The sequence below is a fragment of the uncultured Fibrobacter sp. genome (assembly GCF_947166265.1).
Taxonomy (GTDB): Bacteria; Fibrobacterota; Fibrobacteria; order Fibrobacterales; family Fibrobacteraceae; genus Fibrobacter.
The window spans coordinates 54,148-72,524 of record NZ_CAMVDO010000006.1; the positions used below are offsets into that span (position 1 = coordinate 54,148).

Below are 18,377 nucleotides of genomic sequence, written 5' to 3' on the forward strand. Positions count from 1 at the left end.
TTCCTCTTCATTTTTCATTTCTCTAAAACCGAATCTTTCCGGCGGTAGCCAAGAGCCCAATCAGGTAGAGCATTCCGTCGTAGTAACGCCAGAATCGGTACGGAACGGAAAGGGCGGCAAGGTCCTTGACGAATGGCTTAATCAGCGGATCGCCTTCGGGGAGAACCTGCGTTGCCGCAGCGTTCATGGCGATGACGCCAGGGGTTGCGTTTCGACCGGGGCGCGGGAAGTTTCCTCCGTCAATCGCGTAATCCGCGAGGTAGGGGCGACGGCTTTCAAAGAAGAATAGCAATCGTTCGCAGATGTTCTTTTCGCATTCGTGTCCGCGGAAAAGGGCGTAGTCGAGACTCAGGTTCATGGCAACGCGCCACGCATCGCCGCTGAAACAGTCGCTTTCGGGGTACCATGGGGTCGCTCTCGGTGTGCCGTCGTATTCAGAGTATTCGCTACAGAGCCCTGTTACCGGGTGGGCCGCTTTCTGGATGTACTCGAGGCTGTTGTTGGCGATGGTGTTCCAGGTGTCGTCTCCGGTAGCTTGTGCAAAGGCGCGATAGAAGGCAATAGTGTTGTAGCTAGGGTCGGTGAAGTCGTTTCCTAAAACAGGAGAGAACTTGACGAGGTTTCTTTCAGGGTCGATAATGGGGCCGACGATTCCGTTGTTCGGTTTATGACGTAGCCAGTTGATCAGCCCGATGGCTTCGTCCTTGAGGTCAGGACGGTTGAATTTCTTTGCCGCAATCAGGAGAGCCATGGCGAAGTATTCTTCTCCGTCGGGGGCGGCACCCGGGTCCATCTTGCTGAAATCGGTTGTGGAAACTTGCCAGGCGAAGTATCCCACGTGCGGACCGTCATCGTTTCTAAGGTAGCGTTTTGAGAAATTCCACAACTTGTCGAACTGACGTTCGTGACCGGTGAGGGCGGTGATGTACATCCCGTAGCTCATGCCTTCGGAGCGGATGTCGTCATGACCGATGTCGATGATGTAGCTCATATCGTCGGAGGCGTCGAAACAGACGCGTTCATCGATAGGATCACCTTCAAAAAGCTTGCTGTATGCATTCTGGATAAGTTGGTTCGCAAAGTTGGGACCATAGCCTGCTTCAACGAACATGTCGCGCGGTGTAGATATTTCCATTGTTTCCCTTTTATTTATCCCAATACAACCCTTTTTAAAATAAATAATTTGTATCTTGAAGAATGTATAAATTGAAATACAAAGAGGTTTTTATGTCTGATATGTTAATTCTAGGATACGGACCGGCGGGAATTTCGGCTGCATTGTACGGTTTACGTGCAGGACTCGACGTGCAACTGGTGGGCAAAGACGGTGGGGCGCTTGCGAAGGCTCACCTGATTCAGAACTATTATGGACTTGAAAAGCCCCTGACTGGTGAAGAACTTTTGAAAGTCGGCAAGAAACAGGCCTTGGAACTTGGGGCAAAGATTGTCGATGATGAAGTGACCGACCTGATGTTTGATGGTCAGGGCTTTGTGGCGAAGGGTCTCGCGGGAGAATACAGCGGAAAGGTTTGCGTTATGGCTACGGGCTCGGCCCGAAACAAGCATCCTATTGCGGGAATGGTTGAACTTGAGGGCCATGGCGTGAGCTACTGCGCCGTATGCGACGCTTTCTTCTACCGCAAGAAAAACGTGGCGGTTCTCGGCAGCGGCGAATACGCTCTACACGAAGCCCAGGAACTTTTGCAGGTGGTCGAAAGCGTGACACTTTTGACGAATGGCGCTGAAACGACTGCTGCTTTCCCTGAAAATGTGCGCATCGAAAAACGCCGGTTGCAGTCGCTGGTGGGCGAGGGGCTCTTCAAGGGTGTGCATTATGAAGATGGCTCCGAAGAAAATTTTGATGGACTTTTCGTTGCGCTAGGAAGTGCTTCTGCCACGGACTTGGCGAAAAAGGCGGGCGCGGGTTTCGACGCAGGAACGCTCGTACTCGATAAAGATTTCCAGACGACGCTTCCTGGGTTGTTTGCCGCTGGCGACTGCACCGGAGGGACTCTCCAGGTTGCCGTAGCCGTGGGCGAAGGTGCCAAGGCGGGGCTTGCCGCGATTAAGTACCTGAGGGAAAAGAGAGGCTAGGTGCGCCGTCTCACGCTTCTCACGAATCCGGACATGTGCAACATGCATTGTCCGTTATGTTTCTTGAATCAGCGAAAAAAGACGGTGCGTTATGGCGAAATGCCTATCGAAGTGGCTAAGGCTGCAGTTGAAAGGTATGCCTCGGAAAGGGATGCTCTAGGCAGGCGAATCCTTAGAGAGGTGATTCCTTCGACGATGGGTGAGCCGTTACTTTATTCAAATTTTGAAGAACTGTTGCTTTTTTTTGAAACACAGAAAATCAAGTTGAATCTGACGACGAACGGTTCTTTTCCGGGTAAATGGAGCCTTGGATCCGGTATGGAAAAGCTTCTGGCTGCATGCTCCGACATCAAGGTGAGTACGCTCCCTTACGAAATGGGCGGAATTCGTGAATCGCAGTGGCGTGAAAATGTAAAGCGGCTTATGGATTGCCGTAAACGGATGGAAATGGACCGAAAGGAGCCTCTCGCGACGGTTTCTTTGCAGGTGACCTTGCATGGCGAAAACGTTGGCGAATGTGCTTCTGCGACTGAATTTGTTCAGGGAATGTTGCGATTTGCCGAAAAGGTGGGGGTTCAGCGTATCAAGTGGAATCCTGTGGTGCTTTTGGAAGGGGCCTCGCGTGAAATTCGTGAACGGTATGGTGTTGAGGAATCGGTACTGGAAATGCTTCGGGATGAGCTGCGCAAGGGAAAACTTCGCTTTACGAAGGTGAAATCCGAAGGAAGTTTGTTCTTTAAAAAAGATACTGCACTTTGCCCTGTTGGGGGCAAGTGTGATTCCTGCCCTTTTGCAGACGAGGTGTGGGTGTGGCCCGATGGTCATGAAGACCATTGCCCTAATCCCGAACGCCGGTTTGGAAACGGATGAATGATTAAAAACTAAATTTGGGTTATGATTCGCTTAATCACCTGTATTGTTGGTTTGTTTATGATATGCGGCTCTGCGTTTGCTGCGCCAAAGTCAAAAAAGAAAAACGAGTTTAAGGATCCTCGCGACAAACAGAAATACCGTACTGTGGACGTGGCTGGCCTGGAATGGTTTGCCGACAATTTGAACTACAAAATGGACGGTAGTTTTTGCTATAGGGATGATGACGACCAATGTATGGTTTACGGCCGTCTCTACCATTGGAATGCGGCGAAAACGGCTTGCCCTACAGGTTTTCACTTACCGACTCATGAGGATTACGAAAGTCTCTGGACTGCAGCCGGAGCTGACTTTAATGCAGGGTATTTGTTAAAGGCGGATTATGGCTGGTCGGGTGAGACGAATGGAAATGACACTCTCAAGTTTTCTGCAATGTCGGCAGGGAATCGCTTTGATGACGAGACTTATGGCAATATGGAAAAGTTCGCCTTTTTCTGGAGCAGTGACGATTCGTCGGAGGGCGTTCCTTCTGGTTCTGCGCGAGTATGGTATTTGACTAGCAAATCGATGGCTTTCGGCTATATGTCGAAACCGAAAAACTTTGGATTCTCGGTGCGCTGCGTACGAAAAAAATAATAAAGGGCTCGCTGTGTTGCCTGCGATGTGATGAAAATCTCAGTGTGATTTTTATCTCTTTAAATTTAGTAGGGTATTTCTAAATTTGTGGGCATGAAGCAGAAACACACGATTGTCAGGGAAAAAAGGGAGCTATATTTCTTTGATTTTATGGTTCGGTATCTGTTGGCATTTTCCGCAGTTCTCCTGACCTTGCTGAAACTTTTCTAATTATTTTTCTATCTTTAGCGCCATGTTTAAAATTGGCGTGATGGCTTCCGGTGGCGGGAGCAACTTTAAGGCGATTATTGACCGCATTGGCGAGGGCGATCTCGAAGCTCAATGCAAGTTCCTGATTACCAATAACGGTGGTTGCGGGGCTGTTTCCCACGCAGAATCTTACGGGATTCCCGTATATCACATTTCGGGAAAGACCCATCCCGATACGGCTGCTTACGAAGCGGCCCTTTTGGAAGTTTTTGACCGCTACGATATTGACTTGCTGATTTTGGCTGGATACATGAAGGCCTTGCCGGTAAGTATCATCAAACGCCTTCCTGACCGCATTCTGAACATTCATCCGTCGCTTTTGCCCAAGTACGGTGGCAAGGGCTTTTTCGGAATTCACGTGCACGAGGCGGTGATTGCCGCGCACGATACGGAATCGGGCCCGACGGTGCATCTGGTGAGTGAAGAAATCGACCAGGGCAGGATACTTGCGCAGACGAAGGTCCCCGTACTTGAAGGTGATACTCCTGAAGTTCTTGCGGCTCGCGTGTTGGTGCAGGAACATGCTCTCTATTGGAAGACTATCCGCGACTATGCAAAGAGTATTCTCTAAAGAGCTTGTCATCCTGAGCGAAGCGTAGCGAAGTCGAAGGATCTAGGGCGTTAGATTATGAAGCATAAATTGCCGGCATTTCTGGAAGGAATTGAATCCCCTGTCGATGGCGAAGTTGCCATGCGCAAGTTCGCCGCGCAAGCGGGGGAAAATGCTGTTGTGGTCGGTATCGACGAGGTCGGTCGCGGCCCCTTGGCGGGGCCGGTGGTTGCATGCGCTGCCGTTCTCAAGGCTCCCGACGCACTCCTGACGCTGAACGATTCCAAGAAACTCACGCGCGTAAAGCGCGAAGCCATGTACCAGGACGTGCAGGATGCTTGTGCCTGTTTTGCCGTGGCGAGTGCCTCGGTCGAAGAAATCGACCGCATGAACATTCTGGAAGCGGATTTTTTAGCGATGCGCCGCGCCTTGCAGGCTCTCGGCATGCCCGGCTTGCATGAATCCGCCCCTGAAATTCCCATTTTCAAAAAAGGGAGTTTCGACAAAACGGTGCGAGTTCTGATCGCAGTCGATGGGAACCTTAAGATTCACGGGATTCCCGAAGAAATGCAGATTCCCGTAGTCAAAGGGGATGGTCGCATCGCTAGCATCTCGGCGGCCTCAATTTTGGCGAAGGTTTTCCGTGACCGCTATATGGATGACCTCGAAAAGAAATTCCCCGGCTACGGTTTTGACAAGCACGCCGGTTACGGCACCAAGGCGCATCTGGAGGCTATTCGCCGCCAGGGCATGACTCCGGAACACCGCAAGAGTTTCCATCCCAAGAGTTTACAGACTGAACTTGACCTTTAAATGGGACGTTGCGGGTGCTTTGTAAATATTAATATATCGTCTTACGAATATATTACATTATTTCTTTCGTCAAACATCTTTCATCTTTCGTGATTTTCTATATTGTTGCCGAACAATAAGTTACGCTTTTTCCTGCTAATGGGAGGTGATTTTGAACAATTCGGTTCCTTTACTCCAGATGCTTACGCAGTCCGATATCACGACGCTTGTGATTTTGGGTATCCTTGCGGTGATGTCGCTCGGTTCCTGGGGAATCATCATTGTCAAGTATATCGTGAATACGAAAAACCAACGCGCGAATGTTGTCTTTTTCCGCAAGTTCGTGGATGTGCGCCAGTTCGTGGAACTGCAGGGGCTTTGCGAAACCGCCGATGACAGTGCTCTCAAGAGCCTTACGGCGGAAGTGCTCAAGGAGGCTTCCAAGTTCAGTAACTTCGTGAGCTACGACTCCATTCAGCACCGTGCATCGCTTCTGGAAGATACCATACAGCGCTCGATCGAAGGGCTTCGCCTCACCGAAGACCGCTACCTCGGTTTCTTGGCCACTTGTTCGAACCTTTCCCCGTTCTTTGGACTTCTGGGTACGGTGTGGGGCATTATGGTTGCCTTCTTCCAAATCGGTCAGCACGGTTCGGCGGACCTTACCGTGGTCGCTCCGGGTATTGCCATGGCCTTGATTACAACGGTTGCTGGCCTCGTGGTCGCTATCCCCGCCTCTGCCGGCTATAACTACTTTACCGCTCGCAACGGACAGAACGAAATTTCGTACTTCAACTTCGGCTCCCAGGTGCTCAGTCTCTTTAAGCGCGGTGACTTGCTCGCCCTCGAAGAAGTGGCTGGCTAGGAGGCATAGTGAAGCGCAGTCGCGGAAAAGAACTTAAGCAGGAGATGAACCTCACGAACATGATCGACATCGTGTTCGCGATTCTGATTGTGTTCATCATTTCTGCGCCTCTCATGAGTCAGGGCGTCAAGGTGGACTTGCCCAAGGCGGAAGCCCCGACCATGGAGCAGGAAAAACTTTTGAAGGTTTCCATCACGAAAAACGAGGAACTCTATATCGCCGATATGATGGTCGATTTCGGGAGCTTCAACAACGTGTTCAAGTCGCTCTGGAATGGCGAGATGGCGGTTGTCATCAATGCTGACGAGTCGGTGAACTACGGTCTTGTGATGAAAGTGGTGACCCAGGTACAGAAACTCGGTGTCACAAAGCTCGGATTCCTGACGATGAATCCCAAGGAAAAGCCGGGACGGGACTAGGTGAGCGCAGATAGAAACATCCAGTATTTTTCGTCCAGTGGCGACGGAATGATGGTGAAGATCATCGTTTGTGCGGTGGTCTTTCACTTGCTGATTGCGGGAATCTGTATCGCGTTTCATTTTGTGAATTTCAAGCACGAGCCGGAACCGATTCCCGTATTCGAAATGGTTCAGGTGAATCAGGTGATGCCGCGCCCGCAACCGCCCAAGCCGAAGCCGGTAGAACCAAAACCGGAACCCAAGCCGCAGGAACCTAAACCCAAGCCTGAACCAAAGCCCAAGGTTGACAAGCAACTGCCGCCCGAACCGAAGGTCGAGGAAAAACCGCCAGAACCTGATCCGGAGCCTGTAGAAGAGCCCCAGCCGGAACCAGAACCGGAGCCGGAACCGGTCGATGATTTTGCGGTCGATGATTTGGACTTGCCAACGGCTGTCGAGGCCCCGAGCTTGAATCCGGTGGGATCTGTGGATATGGATCCTCTGATGCAAGTTTATCTGGAACGATTGAAACAAATTATCATGAGCAATTTCAACCCGCCTTCAAACTTGAACGTGCGTCGTGACGTGAAGACAACTGTCCAGTTTACGGTGGACCGTTTTGGCGGTATTACGGCGATTACCCTGAAACGCAGTTCTGGCAACAAGACTTGGGACCATTTGTCGGTGCGTGCCGTGCAGATATCGAAGGTGCCGGAACTTCCTCCGAACTTTAGAGCCCCTTCGCTCGTACTACACTTTAATTTTACACCAAATTAACGAAAACGGGTGGGCTTGAACAAAGGAATATTGTATTATTGAAGAAAAGAGTGTCGTTGCGCAACGCGCAAGACTGGTATTACGATGATTTTTTTGAAGAACAAAATGAACTTGATGAACTCTTTTTTGCGCATGACGGCGGTCGCTTTTGCCGTAGCCCTGTTGCCTGTGGCATCACATGCAACCATCGATACGATTGCAGTGGATGTCGGTATTTCGGTGTTCAAGACGATGCCCATAGGCGTTGTCCCTTTCGCGGAACCTCAAAAGTCTATCGACTGGATCGAAGAAAAACCGCACCAGATCGTGACTCGCGACGCGAACCTTTCGGGCCGATTCGAGGTGATTGCCTCGGATAAATTTAACCTGCCCCTATTTAGCAAGGCGCATGCCAAGCATTATGTGACTGGCAAGGTGACGCCCGAAGGTGGAAAACTCAGGGTGGAATGCTACCTGTACGTGGCTCAAACCAAGGACCTGCTTTTGGGTGAAACGTATGTAGTTGACCAGAAAGATCTGCGCCGGGCTATGCATCAGTTCTTCGACCAGGTGATTTACCGCCTGTGGGGGGAACGCGGTGTTGCCTCGACCAAGCTTGCATACGTATCCAAAATCGACGGAATCAAGCAGGTGGTGGTGGCTGACTACGACGGTTTCCATCGCAGCCAGATTACGCGCGATACGACAATCAGCATGATGCCCGTGTGGATGAAGGACAACGCTGGGCTCTACTATGTGAATTTCAAGACGCATCGTCCGAAACTCTATTCCAAGATGTTCGGCGGAACCGAAAAGTCGGTGTTCCCGCAACTGGACCAGACTTACAGCCCGGCGGTGAATCCGAAGACGGGAGAACTCCTTTTCTCGAGTACGGTAGATGGCAAGACGGATCTTTATATCGGAAATCCGGCGACGGGCAAGGCGAAAAAGTTCGCCTACCTCAAGTCGAACCAGACGAGCCCCGCGTGGAGCCCGTATGCTTCCGAAGTGATGTTTACCAGTGACCGTGGCGGTGGACCGCAGATTTTCGTGATGGGCAAGGATGGTTCTGATTTGCGTCGCGTGACCTTTATGGGCCGCTACAATGAACGTGCCGCCTGGTCGCCCGAAGGCGACCGCATCGCCTATACCTCGATGGATAACGGCCACATGAACATTTATACCTGCGCACTCGATGGCTCCGACATTGTACAGCTGACGAACAACGCGGGCAACAATGAACATCCTACCTGGTCGCCCGACGGCAAGCTGATTGCCTTTGCAAGTAACCGCAGCGGCTCGTACCAGATTTACATTATGAGAAAGGACGGATCGAACGTAACGCGAATTACCAATTCCGGTGAGAATACTTCGCCGACGTGGTCTTTTTTCTACGATGATTTTAAACAACAAAAAAAGGAAGGTAAATAATGAAACACCTCGTTAAACTCGCCATGGTAGCCTCTGCGGCAGCGCTTTGTCTTGTCGCCTGCGCAAAGAAGGAACCGCCTAAGACGGAACCTGAAGCAGAACCCGCTCCGGCTGCAGTGGAACCTGCCCCGGCTGCTGCTCCGAATGCTGATTCTTTGGCTGCAGAACAGGCTCGCCTCGAAGCGGAACGCCTTGCTGCAGAACGTGCTCGTCTTGAAGCAGAACGTGCCCGCCTCGAAGCTCTTATCAACCAGATCATGAGCGAAGATGTGTACTTTGACTTTGACCGCTCCGAACTCACCGAAAAGGCCAAGGAACTGTTGGCTCAGGTGGGCGAACTCCTGATCAAGGAAGAACGCTTTACGATTACCATCGAAGGTCACACGGATGCCCGCGGTACCGAAGATTACAACTTCACTCTCGGTGCAAAGCGTGCCATGAAGGTGAAGGAATTCCTCGCCGCTTACGGTATCGACAGCAAGCGCATGGAATCGGTGAGCTACGGTAAGGAAGCTCCGAAGGTCGAAGGTTCTAACGAAGAAGCTTACTCCCAGAACCGTCGCGCCAACTTCCGCGTGAACATCAAGGAATAATTCAGAATTCAGAATTCGGAATTCGGAAAAAATTGTGTCATCCTGAGCGTGGTTCGACAAGCTCTGCAACCTTATAAAGGTACCTGAGCAAGCGAAGCGCGTCGAAGGGTGGAGTCGAAGGATCTCTTAGCTCTACCAACTAATTATGAATATGAAACGAATTCTTTTAATAGCGGGTTTGGCTTCGTTCGCCCTTACAGGCTGTAGCCAGATGACGGTGCTACGTACCCAGGAAATGAAGGCTGTCGGGGCGGAAGTCCAGACGAGCTTGGATTCTGCGGTGCAGAGCTTGTCTGCGCAGAACGATTCGCTGCGTGCCGAACTTGATTCGACCAAGGCGATGCTCGATGCAGCCTCGCTTGCACAGAAACGTATGCAGGCCGAAATCACGATGCTTTCGCGTCGCGTGTCCGATGAATCCGAACGTAATGATTCCAGGCAGGAAGAAATCATCTACCGCTTGGATATGCTTCTCGGCAAGTCCGACAAGATCTTGGCGAAGAAGGTCGTTGTAAGCGGAGCTCCTGCTCCTGTTTCGATGGATAGCCTGGAGCGCGAGGCGGAAAAGCTCGTGGAAGCCGAGGCTATGTTCAACACGGCCCGTTCGGATTACCACCGCGGTGAATTCAAGTTGGCCTACAGCGGATTCAAGCAGGTTTACGAGCAGATGAAAGAAGGCGAACTCGCCGAGAATTCGCTTTACTGGATGGCGCTCTGCCTGATCGATGTGAATCAGGTGGACAAGGCAAAAAAGGTATTTGCACGAATGTCGGAAGCCTTCCCCGATGGTCAAAAGACCTGCCCTGCCTTGTTCAAGCTCTCTACCCTTTATGGCGAAGATTGTGACATCGATATGCAGAAGCAGTATCTGCAGAAGATTCTTTCGACCAAGTCCTGCGAAAGGTCTGCCGAATTTGAACAGGCGGCTGAAATGTTGCAGGAAATCCTGGAGAAAGAAGACAAGAAAGCTGCCGGCGAACCGGTGGATGCCTGCGTGCCTGTTGTTCGTGAATCCAAGATGCCTTCTGCCCGCGTAAAGCCTGCCGAAGGTAGTGCTTCTGAACCTACGGCAAGTACAACTGCTGAATCTACAGAAGCCGCACTGTAATAAAGGTTTGAGGAATCTGGTTACAGGTTCCAGGTATTAGGGGAATGCTGCAAGGCATTCTCCTTTTTGTATGCGGTGGTATTTAAAAAGAACTCCGACGATTGCTTCGCCGGAGTTCATCTTTAGTCTTTCGTCTGTAGCCGCGAAGCGGCGTCCTCTCGTCTGGTCTACGGTTCGTCGGCGTCGATGACGACTCGCTCGACTTTGGCGCCGAGCTTTGCCATCTTCGCTTCGAAATCTTCGTAGCCGCGGTCGAGGTGGTAGATGCGGCTAATCTTGGTTTCGCCTTCGGCAATCAAAGCGGCGAGGACGAGCGCGGCGGAGGCGCGCAGGTCGGAGCCCATGACGTCTGCACCAGAGAGCTTTTCTCCGCCCTTGATGGTGGCGGTGTTGCCGTTGAGCGTGATGTTTGCGCCCAGGCGTTGCATTTCGGCCACATGCTTAAAGCGGTCGTTGTAGACGGTGTCCTGGATGACGCTGTTGCCGGGGACCGAGAGGAGCGTTGCCATGAGCGGCGCCTGCATGTCAGTGGGGTAGCCCGGGAACGGAAGCGTTTGGATGGTGATCGGCTTGAGTTCCACGTCGCGTGCATCGACTTCGGCCCAGTCGGGGCCGACGCTCACCTTGCAGTTCATTTCGCGGAAGGCGTCGAGGGTAGAAGCAATATGTTCGGGGATAATCTTGGTGACTTTCACGCGGCCGCGGGTAATGGCGGCGCCGCAGAGATAGGTGCCTGCCTCAATGCGGTCGGGGATGGTTACGCCATTGCCGGGGCGTAGGGATTCTACGCCTGTCACCGTCAGGGTGCGCGTACCGCGGCCCTGAATTTTTGCGCCCATGCCGATGAGGTAATCGACGAGGTTGTCGATTTCTGGCTCAAGGGCAGCATTCTGCAGGACGCTTGTTCCCTTGGCAAGGGTTGCTGCCATCAGCACGTTCACCGTGGCGCCCACGCTTGAAATCGGAAAATGGAAGGTGCCGCCGGGGAGGCGGCCTTCGCAGGTGGCCTCGACATAGCCGTGCGTCACGGTAATCTTCGCACCGAGCGCCTCGAGTCCCTTCAAATGCAGGTCGACCGGGCGCGGGCCCCAGGCGCATCCGCCCGGGAGCGAAACGCGGCAACGGCCGAAGCGTGCCACGAGAGGTCCGAGAACGTAGAAACTTGCGCGCATCGTCTTCACGAGTTCATAAGGGGCTTCCAGGTGGTCGGCTCCACGGGTGTCAATTTTTAGCACATGGGCTTCGCCGCTGATATGGCAACCGATGACGCGCAACACGTCGGACATGGTCTTCATGTCCTTGAGGTGCGGGACGTTCGTGATTTCGGATACGCCGTCGGCCAAGAGGGCTGCTGCCATTACGGCGAGCACTGCATTCTTTGCCCCGGAAATTTCAACTTCGCCTTCGAGCGGCTTCTTGACTTGGGGAACAATAAACTGGTACATAGTTAATTTGGATTTCTGGAAGAGGAGTTCGGAATGGACTCCTTTGTTGTTTACAATGGAAAAATAGTAATTTTCTATATTGCATGCTAATGAAATCCGTAGCCTACTTTATTTCAGATGTGCATTTAGGTGTGAATCCGCCAGGAGCTGTTCCCGGTCGTGAACAGGCGTTGGTACGTTTCTTGGAATCCATCAAGGAGACCGCCTCGCATCTAGTGATTGTAGGCGATTTGTTTGAATTCTGGTACGAATACAACGATTACGTTTGTCGCAATCATTTTGACTTGCTTTTCGCCTTGCGTGAATTAAAAAATTCCGGTTGCGAAATTCATTTGTTGCAAGGAAATCACGACTTTGCCTATGGCGATTTTTTTCCAAAGACTCTTGGCGTGGCAGTTCATAAGGAACTTTTGCTAGAAATTCAGGGAAAACGCCTGTTTTTCCGGCATGGCGATGGCGTGGCGAAGTCCGATTTCGGTTACCGGATAATGCGGAAAGTTCTGGATTTCCCGTTAAATCGCTTCTTGTTTCGCGAAATTCACCCGGATTGGGGAATGGCTCTCGCCCGGTTTGTGGGGCGTAACAGCCGTAAAGCAGGGCAGTCGCGCGTTATCAAGATGGACGAGTACCTGCATTGGGCCGATGCGAACTTGAAAAAGCATGGTTGCGATTACTGCGTCCTAGGACACCACCACATTTCGGGAATATGGAATGTGGAAAATGGAATAGTCGCTTCGGCGGGGGAGTGGATAAAAAAACTCACCTACCTCCGGATGGAAGCAGGCGAGCTTAGTATCAAGGAATTCGAACAATCGTGCTAGTCTGATGCCCCATCTGCACGACTTTCGGTGGATTTCATCATTTTCTTGCTGGCGTTGTCTCCCCAGATCCAAGCGACGATATCTGTATTCGAGAACTGATCCCACATAGCATCTAACCAGCACCAATGGTGGACTTCGCCCTTGCTATCGGTAATGGTCCATTTTTCAGGCGTTGCCGAGAACGTCATCCTAATCGGTTGCGGTTGGCTAAAACCACCGTATTCGGAGGTTGTTGGCGGTTGCTCGATTTCGATGGTCCAGGACTTGCCTACGGTTCTTTTATAGATGCCTACATTATAGCCGATAAGTAGGATGAGCACGATAATTGCGCCTTTGAAGTTCTTCTTGGAAAGGAAGAAAATCAGGAGAAGAGCAAGTAACAGTGCCAGGGCACCCAGGTTATAATGCGTCGTGTAGAACAATTTGAGAATGTCAATCATAGTTGACCTCGGATACTACTTTTTGGACCCCTTCTCGGAAACTTTCTGTTCGGCGACCAGGGCAGCGACACTAAAGGTGATCGTCTTGCCGTCGACCTTACATTCGGTACGGAAGCTCTTCTTGGGAAGCGCGATGCCGTGCGAGGAAAGTGTACCCATGAAGGATGCGTTTGCGTGGCTTGCGATGGTACGCACGTTAATAAAGCCCTTGTCCTTGCTGAAGGTAAGCTTGAATACCTTCTTCACGCGGTCGTAGTCGGCAATCAAGGTCTTGTTGGCCTGGGTATTGACGGCGTCCCTCGTGTGGCGGTCGAAAATAATGGTTCCACGCTGGTCGATCGAAAGCATGGTCTTGTTTGCGACCGAGTTGCGGCAGGCGATTAACTGCCACGGGCCTTTTTTCTTGGTGGCGTTCTTGCCGGTGAAAATGTACCTGTTGCCTTCTTTTTCAAGAGTATAGGGGCCGGTTTCGATCTTTTCGCCGATTGCGTTCAGCGCGCCCTTGAAATAAAGGAACTTGGACTTGATCGAGTTCACGCCCACGATAAAGCGGAACGATGTCGACTTGGCTTCTTTTATCGGCGTAATGGCGATGCGCTTGCCGATCGGGTCCACTTCAATATCGGCGTAGGGACCGATTTCAGTGGTTTCACCCTTTTTATTAGTTTCTTGCTTGGCCATCTTGTCGAGTTTCATCGCCTTGATGGTCTGTAGTGGAAACCGCAGAAAACCACGGATATCCATTTTAATGATAACACTATCCATAAAACACCTCATTTTTTTGTGGATTTGTATGTAAACTAATAAAATTTGCAAACAAAAGCAAGTGATATCTCAAAAAAATGTAAAAAAATCCCCTCAAAATAAGGGATTTATAAGCAGATAAACGAAATCTAGTAAAATTTGTACGAGTTTATTTCGATAAATTCTTATTTATTGCTTTCAAAATAATTGTAGATAAATGTTCGCCACCACGGACAAAGCTGTCGCGGTACTGAATCTTCTCGGCGGTTTTACGTGTTTGCGGCTCCGAAGATTTCCTATCGTAAATAAGATAAACGTTTTCGGCGTACTTTGCGAGTTTGCCTGTATTCGCCTTGAGGCTTGTGCGGACAAGGAAATCCGGGTAGAGAGCCTTGTATTTTTGCGCGATGGATTCGGCGATGTCGAAAATGGGGTCGATGAGAAGGAGTGTCTTGCCTGTATCCATGAATTCGGCTGCGGGAATGGCTCCCATACCGTGTCCGGCAAGGATGTTGGGCGTGTTTCCGTTGACCTGGGAGGCACATTCGAAAATCTGCCTGGCATCTGCCATGAAGTTTTCCTCGCTAGGAGTTCCTTTGTTCTGGGCGGATCCTCGGTAATTGAAGGTGACTACGTTTATTTGCGGGAGAGTGTTTACTTGCGCAAGAAATTGGGCGGCGTCTTCGTCTGCTTCGGGAAAGTAGAGCATGACGGGAGCGCTCTCGTTACCCATGCTAAAGCCGTTCAGTACGATGCCGTCTTCCAGGGTGCAGATGAGCGGCCTTACCTTGCCTTGAATGGCCTCGTTCGCTTCTTTATGGTAAATGGCGCGCGGAAATGCATTCCTGCGTTCCGTAAGGGCGAGGTAAAATACCATGCTTACGTATATAATGGCTAAAATGCCTGCGATGCGCAGCAGCCGAAACAGGGAATTCTTGAGGAGCGTCTTTATATTCTGCATTTGCTCGCAAATGTAGAAAAAAGGAAAAAGAAAAGGACCCTCGCCTGATTCCAGACGAAGGTCCAAAGGATGGGATTGGGTGTTCCTTGAATATACCTAAAAAAATGGGGGAGCGTATCACTTCGAAAACTAAAAGTGTTCTCGAATTGTTCTATTTACGGAAATTTACGCAAATGTGCCTAGATATAAGAAAAAAGGGTGTTCCCAAAATTTCAAGAAAAATTTATATTTAAAGGTGATGAACGTATACGCTTACTACAACTACCGAAAGTATTTGCAGGACTATTACGATTACCGTAAGTCTGTGCAACGCTACTTTTCTTACAGGTCCTTTGCCAAGAAGGCGGGGTATTCCTCGTCGGGGTTCTATCTGGATCTGGTCCGCGGGCGCAAGTCGCTTACGCCCCAGATGTTGCCCAAGTTTATCGCGGCTCTCGGCCTGAACGAAAAGGAAGGCCGCTACTTTACGCTGATGGTGGACTTCACGCATGCGACTACGCCGGCCTCTAAGCAGGCAATCTTCGAACAGATGTCCGCACTTCTCCCGAGTGCGATAAAGTCGCTGACCAAGAGCCAACAGGAATACTATAGCAAGTGGTATTACGTGGCGGTCCGCGAGGCGCTGTCCGTTCTCGATGTGGGTCCCAAGAATATCCAGGAACTGGCCCTGTTCCTCAACCCGCGCATCACGCTTCCGCAGGCAAAGCAGGCGATTCAGCTGCTTTTGTCGATGCAGTTGATTGAACTGGACGAAAAGGGCTTTTACCGCTCGGTAAACAAGGCTATCTTTAGCGGTTCCGAAATTTCGTCGCTTTTCGTTCATCAGTTCCAGAAGCAGATGATGGATCTGGGTAAAGATGCCCTGGACCATTACAGTACCGAACGCAGAAATGTATCTTGTATGACGATGAGTGTTTCTGCTGAAGGCCTGGAGCGTATCATCAGCAAGATTGACCTTTTCCGCAAGGAAGTGGTCGACATCATTCGCTCCGACGAAGGGGAGACGATGGTGTGTCAGATGAATATTCAGTTTTTCCCGCTGAGCAAGGAAAAGGTTGAACTGCCACCCGAGGCCGAGGAGGAAAAATGAAAATGAAGCTTTTTTACCTGGCGTGTGCAATTGCTGTGGTGTTTTCTGCTTGCAGCAGCGACAAGGTTGCAGGTACCGTTACCGATACGGGCAATACGGTTGCCACAAATGAAGGACAGGTTGCTGGTGTTGTTCGTCGCGTAGACGGTAGCCCTGCATCGGATGCGGTCGTTCGCATGGCACGTATGGCCATTTACGATACGATTCTGCATATTCCTGAACAGATCGAAGTCGTTACCGATTCCGATGGCGTGTACGCATTTGATTCCGCTATAGCCGATACGTTCCAGCTTGCAGTTATCGATACGTCGGTAGCGGAAGTGTTTTTCCTGCCGCGTACCACGCTCAAGGCCAAGGCCCTGGACAGTATTACGCTTTCGAAAGCCGCCATTGTCAGTAGCGTTCTTTTCTTTGAAGATGTCGAAGATTCCTTGGTGTCGGTGGGTGGGCACTTTATGACCTGCCTGTCGGGAACCCCGTTCTGTAACGATGTCTTTGCGGCGGATAGTTTCTATATGCTGGTGCCTTCGGGAGAATGGACCTTGGAATTTTTCCCGGGCGACTCCATGATGGTGGCGCGTCTCCAGTCTCTGGGCTTTGCCGACAGCCTCATCTACCGTAGCTGGGACTTGGGAAAGGTGAAGGCCGGTGATACCGTTAATCCTGGTCCGTTTGTTTGGAGTACGACGACCAACGTAGACACCCTGATTAAGGAAGCTGAAAAGGAAACCGAAAAGGAACCTGAAAACATGGCTCGCCTTACGGGAACGATCCTTTGCAAGAACGGCAATCCCTGTGCCGATGTCGAAGTGATGACGATTCGCGATATTTACGGATTTGAATTTGTAGAAGGCGATTCCCTGGAATTCGTGTCCGAAACCGTGACCGATAGCCTTGGCCGCTGGTGGTTGCCGCTTCCCGATACGTTGCCGGGAGATTCCTTTAGAATTGAATTCCGCAAGCGTCAGGACGACCTGGTGACTCAGGTGGGTGTTTCTCGCTATCTGACGGCCAAGGAAATTAAGGGACTGAAGGATACCCTTAAGGTTGGAAAAGTGACTCTTTCGAAACCTTCGGCGCTGGAAAGCGGAGTTAGCCTTGTGGTTGACCGTGAAGATTCCTCGCAGTCGAGCAACTGCATGGTGAATAGCGTGGTGGTCGGCATCAAGGGAACGTCTCATTTTGTGCGAGATGCGACCTGTAATCCGATCATTTTGTCTGACTTGCCGACGGGAAGCCAAAAGGTCGTTCTTTATTCGGGTATTCCGAAAGCGATCGAGGCCTTGCGTGCGAAATCGAGCATTCCGATGTCCTATTATGTGACCCTTACGGCGGTTTCTCTCCCCGAAGGGAACATTCAGCGGCAGCAGTGGATGACTTATACTCCACCAAATCAAAATATTTTCAAATAACCCCTTGCCGAACCAAAAATCTTTTACTAACTTTGGTTTCGCACTGAGCTATGGTGTAATGGTAGCACAACAGATTCTGACTCTGTTTGTCTAGGTTCGAATCCTGGTAGCTCAACGAAAGACTCTTTGCTTATACCCCTAAGCAGAGAGTTTTTTTTATTCCCCTCAAAGGCGCTATGCGCTGATCTCCTAGTCTGTTCCTCTTTGAATCCCCTCCCTCGTTACACTCGGTCGAGGATGACTGCGGATGACCTAACCACTAATCACTAGCCACTGTCTACTTCCTGCTGTCCCCAGTAACCTGCCTCCTGACACCTGTTACCTAACTACTATATTTGCACTATGGAATTTTTCGACTACTACGAGAAACTTTTCGGTGAACGCTGGCCTGCTTTGCTTGAATCCCTGAAAGGGGAGGGGCGTGCGACAGAACTTCGTTTTGGCGAAGGTCTTGAACCCTATTATTTGGACGAAGCATCCGTTTTTGCGGCGAAGGCGCTCGGTGTGCGTCCCGGAGACCAGGTCCTTGACATGTGCGCAGCCCCCGGTGGAAAGACTTTGGTGATCGCCTCGATGCTTCAGGGAAATGGTTTTTTACAAAGTAACGATCGCTCGCCGGATAGGCGCTTGAGGCTCCAGCGCGTGATTGAAAACTCTTTGCCGGAGGCCTGGAGAGAAATTATCAAGGTGACTGGATACGATGGTATGAAATTTGGACTGCACAAGAAGGAATGTTTCGATAAAATTCTTCTGGATGCTCCGTGTTCTTCGGACCGTCATGTTCTGAATTCTCCGTCGCATCTGGAAGTCTGGTCTGCAAAACGCGTGAAAAGGCTTTCCGTGGAGCAGGGTGCCCTTCTTGCCTCGGCGGTGGATGCCCTGAAACCCGGTGGAACGGTGGTTTATGGTACTTGTGCCCTTTCTCCGATGGAAAACGACGATGTGGTTCGGAAAATCCTCAAAAAGCGCCCAACAATGTGTTCTGTTGAAATTGAGGAATTGTTGCCCGGTGCCGACCGTACGGAATTCGGAGTCCATATACTGCCCGACCGCTCCGAAGGTCGCGGCCCCATCTATTGCGCAAAGCTTTCGAAGGTCGAATCAGTTTAAAAAATTATTTAT

Annotated in this window: 20 protein-coding genes and 1 tRNA gene; 16 read left to right on the plus strand and 5 right to left on the minus strand. The window is 50.8% G+C overall.

What is annotated here, in order from left to right; genetic code table 11:
• Positions 1-22: 22 nt before the first annotated feature.
• The gene (locus tag Q0W37_RS04735; RefSeq protein ID WP_297699268.1) at positions 23-1,135 is read right to left on the minus strand and encodes a glycosyl hydrolase family 8; all 1,113 of its coding nucleotides are present in this window, start codon (positions 1,133-1,135) and stop codon (positions 23-25) included.
• A 92-nt stretch (positions 1,136-1,227) separates the two neighbouring features.
• Here Q0W37_RS04735 and Q0W37_RS04740 point away from each other — a divergent pair, with 92 nt between their 5' ends.
• The 11 genes from Q0W37_RS04740 (at position 1,228) to Q0W37_RS04790 (ending at position 10,342) form a co-directional block, all read left to right on the plus strand.
• Positions 1,228-2,094 (plus strand): NAD(P)/FAD-dependent oxidoreductase, encoded by an 867-nt coding sequence (locus Q0W37_RS04740; protein WP_297699269.1) that lies wholly within the window; start codon positions 1,228-1,230, stop codon positions 2,092-2,094.
• On the plus strand, positions 2,095-2,964 hold the full coding sequence (locus Q0W37_RS04745; RefSeq protein WP_297699270.1) for a radical SAM protein: 870 nt from the start codon (positions 2,095-2,097) through the stop codon (positions 2,962-2,964). It abuts the gene before it with no gap.
• A 24-nt stretch (positions 2,965-2,988) separates the two neighbouring features.
• Positions 2,989-3,600: a fibrobacter succinogenes major paralogous domain-containing protein gene (locus Q0W37_RS04750; protein WP_297699271.1), complete on the plus strand. Its 612-nt coding sequence runs from the start codon at positions 2,989-2,991 to the stop codon at positions 3,598-3,600.
• Between the two features lie 232 nt (positions 3,601-3,832).
• Positions 3,833-4,420 (plus strand): phosphoribosylglycinamide formyltransferase, encoded by a 588-nt coding sequence (gene purN, locus Q0W37_RS04755; RefSeq protein ID WP_297699272.1) that lies wholly within the window; start codon positions 3,833-3,835, stop codon positions 4,418-4,420.
• A 57-nt stretch (positions 4,421-4,477) separates the two neighbouring features.
• Entirely contained in the window at positions 4,478-5,212 is a 735-nt protein-coding gene (locus tag Q0W37_RS04760) for a ribonuclease HII (RefSeq protein WP_297699273.1), read from the plus strand.
• Between the two features lie 151 nt (positions 5,213-5,363).
• On the plus strand, positions 5,364-6,056 hold the full coding sequence (locus Q0W37_RS04765; RefSeq protein WP_297699274.1) for a MotA/TolQ/ExbB proton channel family protein: 693 nt from the start codon (positions 5,364-5,366) through the stop codon (positions 6,054-6,056).
• 8 nt (positions 6,057-6,064) lie between these two features.
• Complete coding sequence (locus tag Q0W37_RS04770) at positions 6,065-6,475, plus strand: biopolymer transporter ExbD (protein ID WP_297699275.1); 411 nt, start codon at positions 6,065-6,067, stop codon at positions 6,473-6,475.
• Entirely contained in the window at positions 6,476-7,231 is a 756-nt protein-coding gene (locus Q0W37_RS04775) for an energy transducer TonB (protein ID WP_297699276.1), read from the plus strand.
• Between the two features lie 105 nt (positions 7,232-7,336).
• Entirely contained in the window at positions 7,337-8,641 is a 1,305-nt protein-coding gene (locus Q0W37_RS04780) for a translocation protein TolB (protein WP_297699277.1), read from the plus strand.
• Positions 8,641-9,234, plus strand: a complete 594-nt coding sequence (locus Q0W37_RS04785; RefSeq protein ID WP_297699278.1) for an OmpA family protein — start codon at positions 8,641-8,643, stop codon at positions 9,232-9,234. The genes Q0W37_RS04780 and Q0W37_RS04785 overlap by 1 nt, the downstream gene beginning before the upstream one ends.
• Before the next feature lie 151 nt (positions 9,235-9,385).
• Positions 9,386-10,342, plus strand: coding sequence for a tetratricopeptide repeat protein (locus tag Q0W37_RS04790; protein WP_297699279.1), 957 nt, complete (start codon positions 9,386-9,388; stop codon positions 10,340-10,342).
• 167 nt (positions 10,343-10,509) lie between these two features.
• On the opposite strand, the gene murA is transcribed toward Q0W37_RS04790, so the two are convergent.
• Positions 10,510-11,787 carry a UDP-N-acetylglucosamine 1-carboxyvinyltransferase gene (gene murA, locus Q0W37_RS04795; RefSeq protein WP_297699280.1) on the minus strand — a complete coding sequence of 426 codons (1,278 nt, stop codon included), beginning with the start codon at positions 11,785-11,787 and terminating at the stop codon, positions 10,510-10,512.
• An 89-nt stretch (positions 11,788-11,876) separates the two neighbouring features.
• Between murA and Q0W37_RS04800 the strand changes: the two genes are divergently transcribed.
• Entirely contained in the window at positions 11,877-12,608 is a 732-nt protein-coding gene (locus Q0W37_RS04800) for a UDP-2,3-diacylglucosamine diphosphatase (RefSeq protein ID WP_297699281.1), read from the plus strand.
• Here Q0W37_RS04800 and Q0W37_RS04805 read toward each other — a convergent pair.
• The 3 genes from Q0W37_RS04805 to Q0W37_RS04815 form a co-directional block, all read right to left on the minus strand.
• Positions 12,605-13,048 carry a hypothetical protein gene (locus Q0W37_RS04805; protein ID WP_297699282.1) on the minus strand — a complete coding sequence of 148 codons (444 nt, stop codon included), beginning with the start codon at positions 13,046-13,048 and terminating at the stop codon, positions 12,605-12,607. The two genes, Q0W37_RS04800 and Q0W37_RS04805, sit on opposite strands and share 4 nt — an antisense overlap.
• Before the next feature lie 15 nt (positions 13,049-13,063).
• Positions 13,064-13,813, minus strand: a complete 750-nt coding sequence (locus Q0W37_RS04810; RefSeq protein ID WP_297699283.1) for a hypothetical protein — start codon at positions 13,811-13,813, stop codon at positions 13,064-13,066.
• A 148-nt stretch (positions 13,814-13,961) separates the two neighbouring features.
• Positions 13,962-14,753, minus strand: a complete 792-nt coding sequence (locus Q0W37_RS04815; RefSeq protein ID WP_297699285.1) for an alpha/beta hydrolase — start codon at positions 14,751-14,753, stop codon at positions 13,962-13,964.
• Between the two features lie 238 nt (positions 14,754-14,991).
• Between Q0W37_RS04815 and Q0W37_RS04820 the strand changes: the two genes are divergently transcribed.
• The 4 genes from Q0W37_RS04820 to Q0W37_RS04835 all read left to right on the plus strand — a co-directional run bounded on the left by Q0W37_RS04820 (position 14,992) and on the right by Q0W37_RS04835 (position 18,365).
• Positions 14,992-15,843 (plus strand): TIGR02147 family protein, encoded by an 852-nt coding sequence (locus Q0W37_RS04820; RefSeq protein ID WP_297699286.1) that lies wholly within the window; start codon positions 14,992-14,994, stop codon positions 15,841-15,843.
• Complete coding sequence (locus Q0W37_RS04825) at positions 15,840-17,255, plus strand: carboxypeptidase regulatory-like domain-containing protein (protein ID WP_297699288.1); 1,416 nt, start codon at positions 15,840-15,842, stop codon at positions 17,253-17,255. Before Q0W37_RS04820 ends, Q0W37_RS04825 begins: the two co-directional genes overlap by 4 nt.
• 44 nt (positions 17,256-17,299) lie before the next feature.
• Positions 17,300-17,370 (plus strand) — tRNA-Gln (locus Q0W37_RS04830).
• A 227-nt stretch (positions 17,371-17,597) separates the two neighbouring features.
• The gene (locus Q0W37_RS04835) at positions 17,598-18,365 is read left to right on the plus strand and encodes an RNA methyltransferase (protein WP_297699290.1); all 768 of its coding nucleotides are present in this window, start codon (positions 17,598-17,600) and stop codon (positions 18,363-18,365) included.
• Positions 18,366-18,377: the final 12 nt, after the last annotated feature.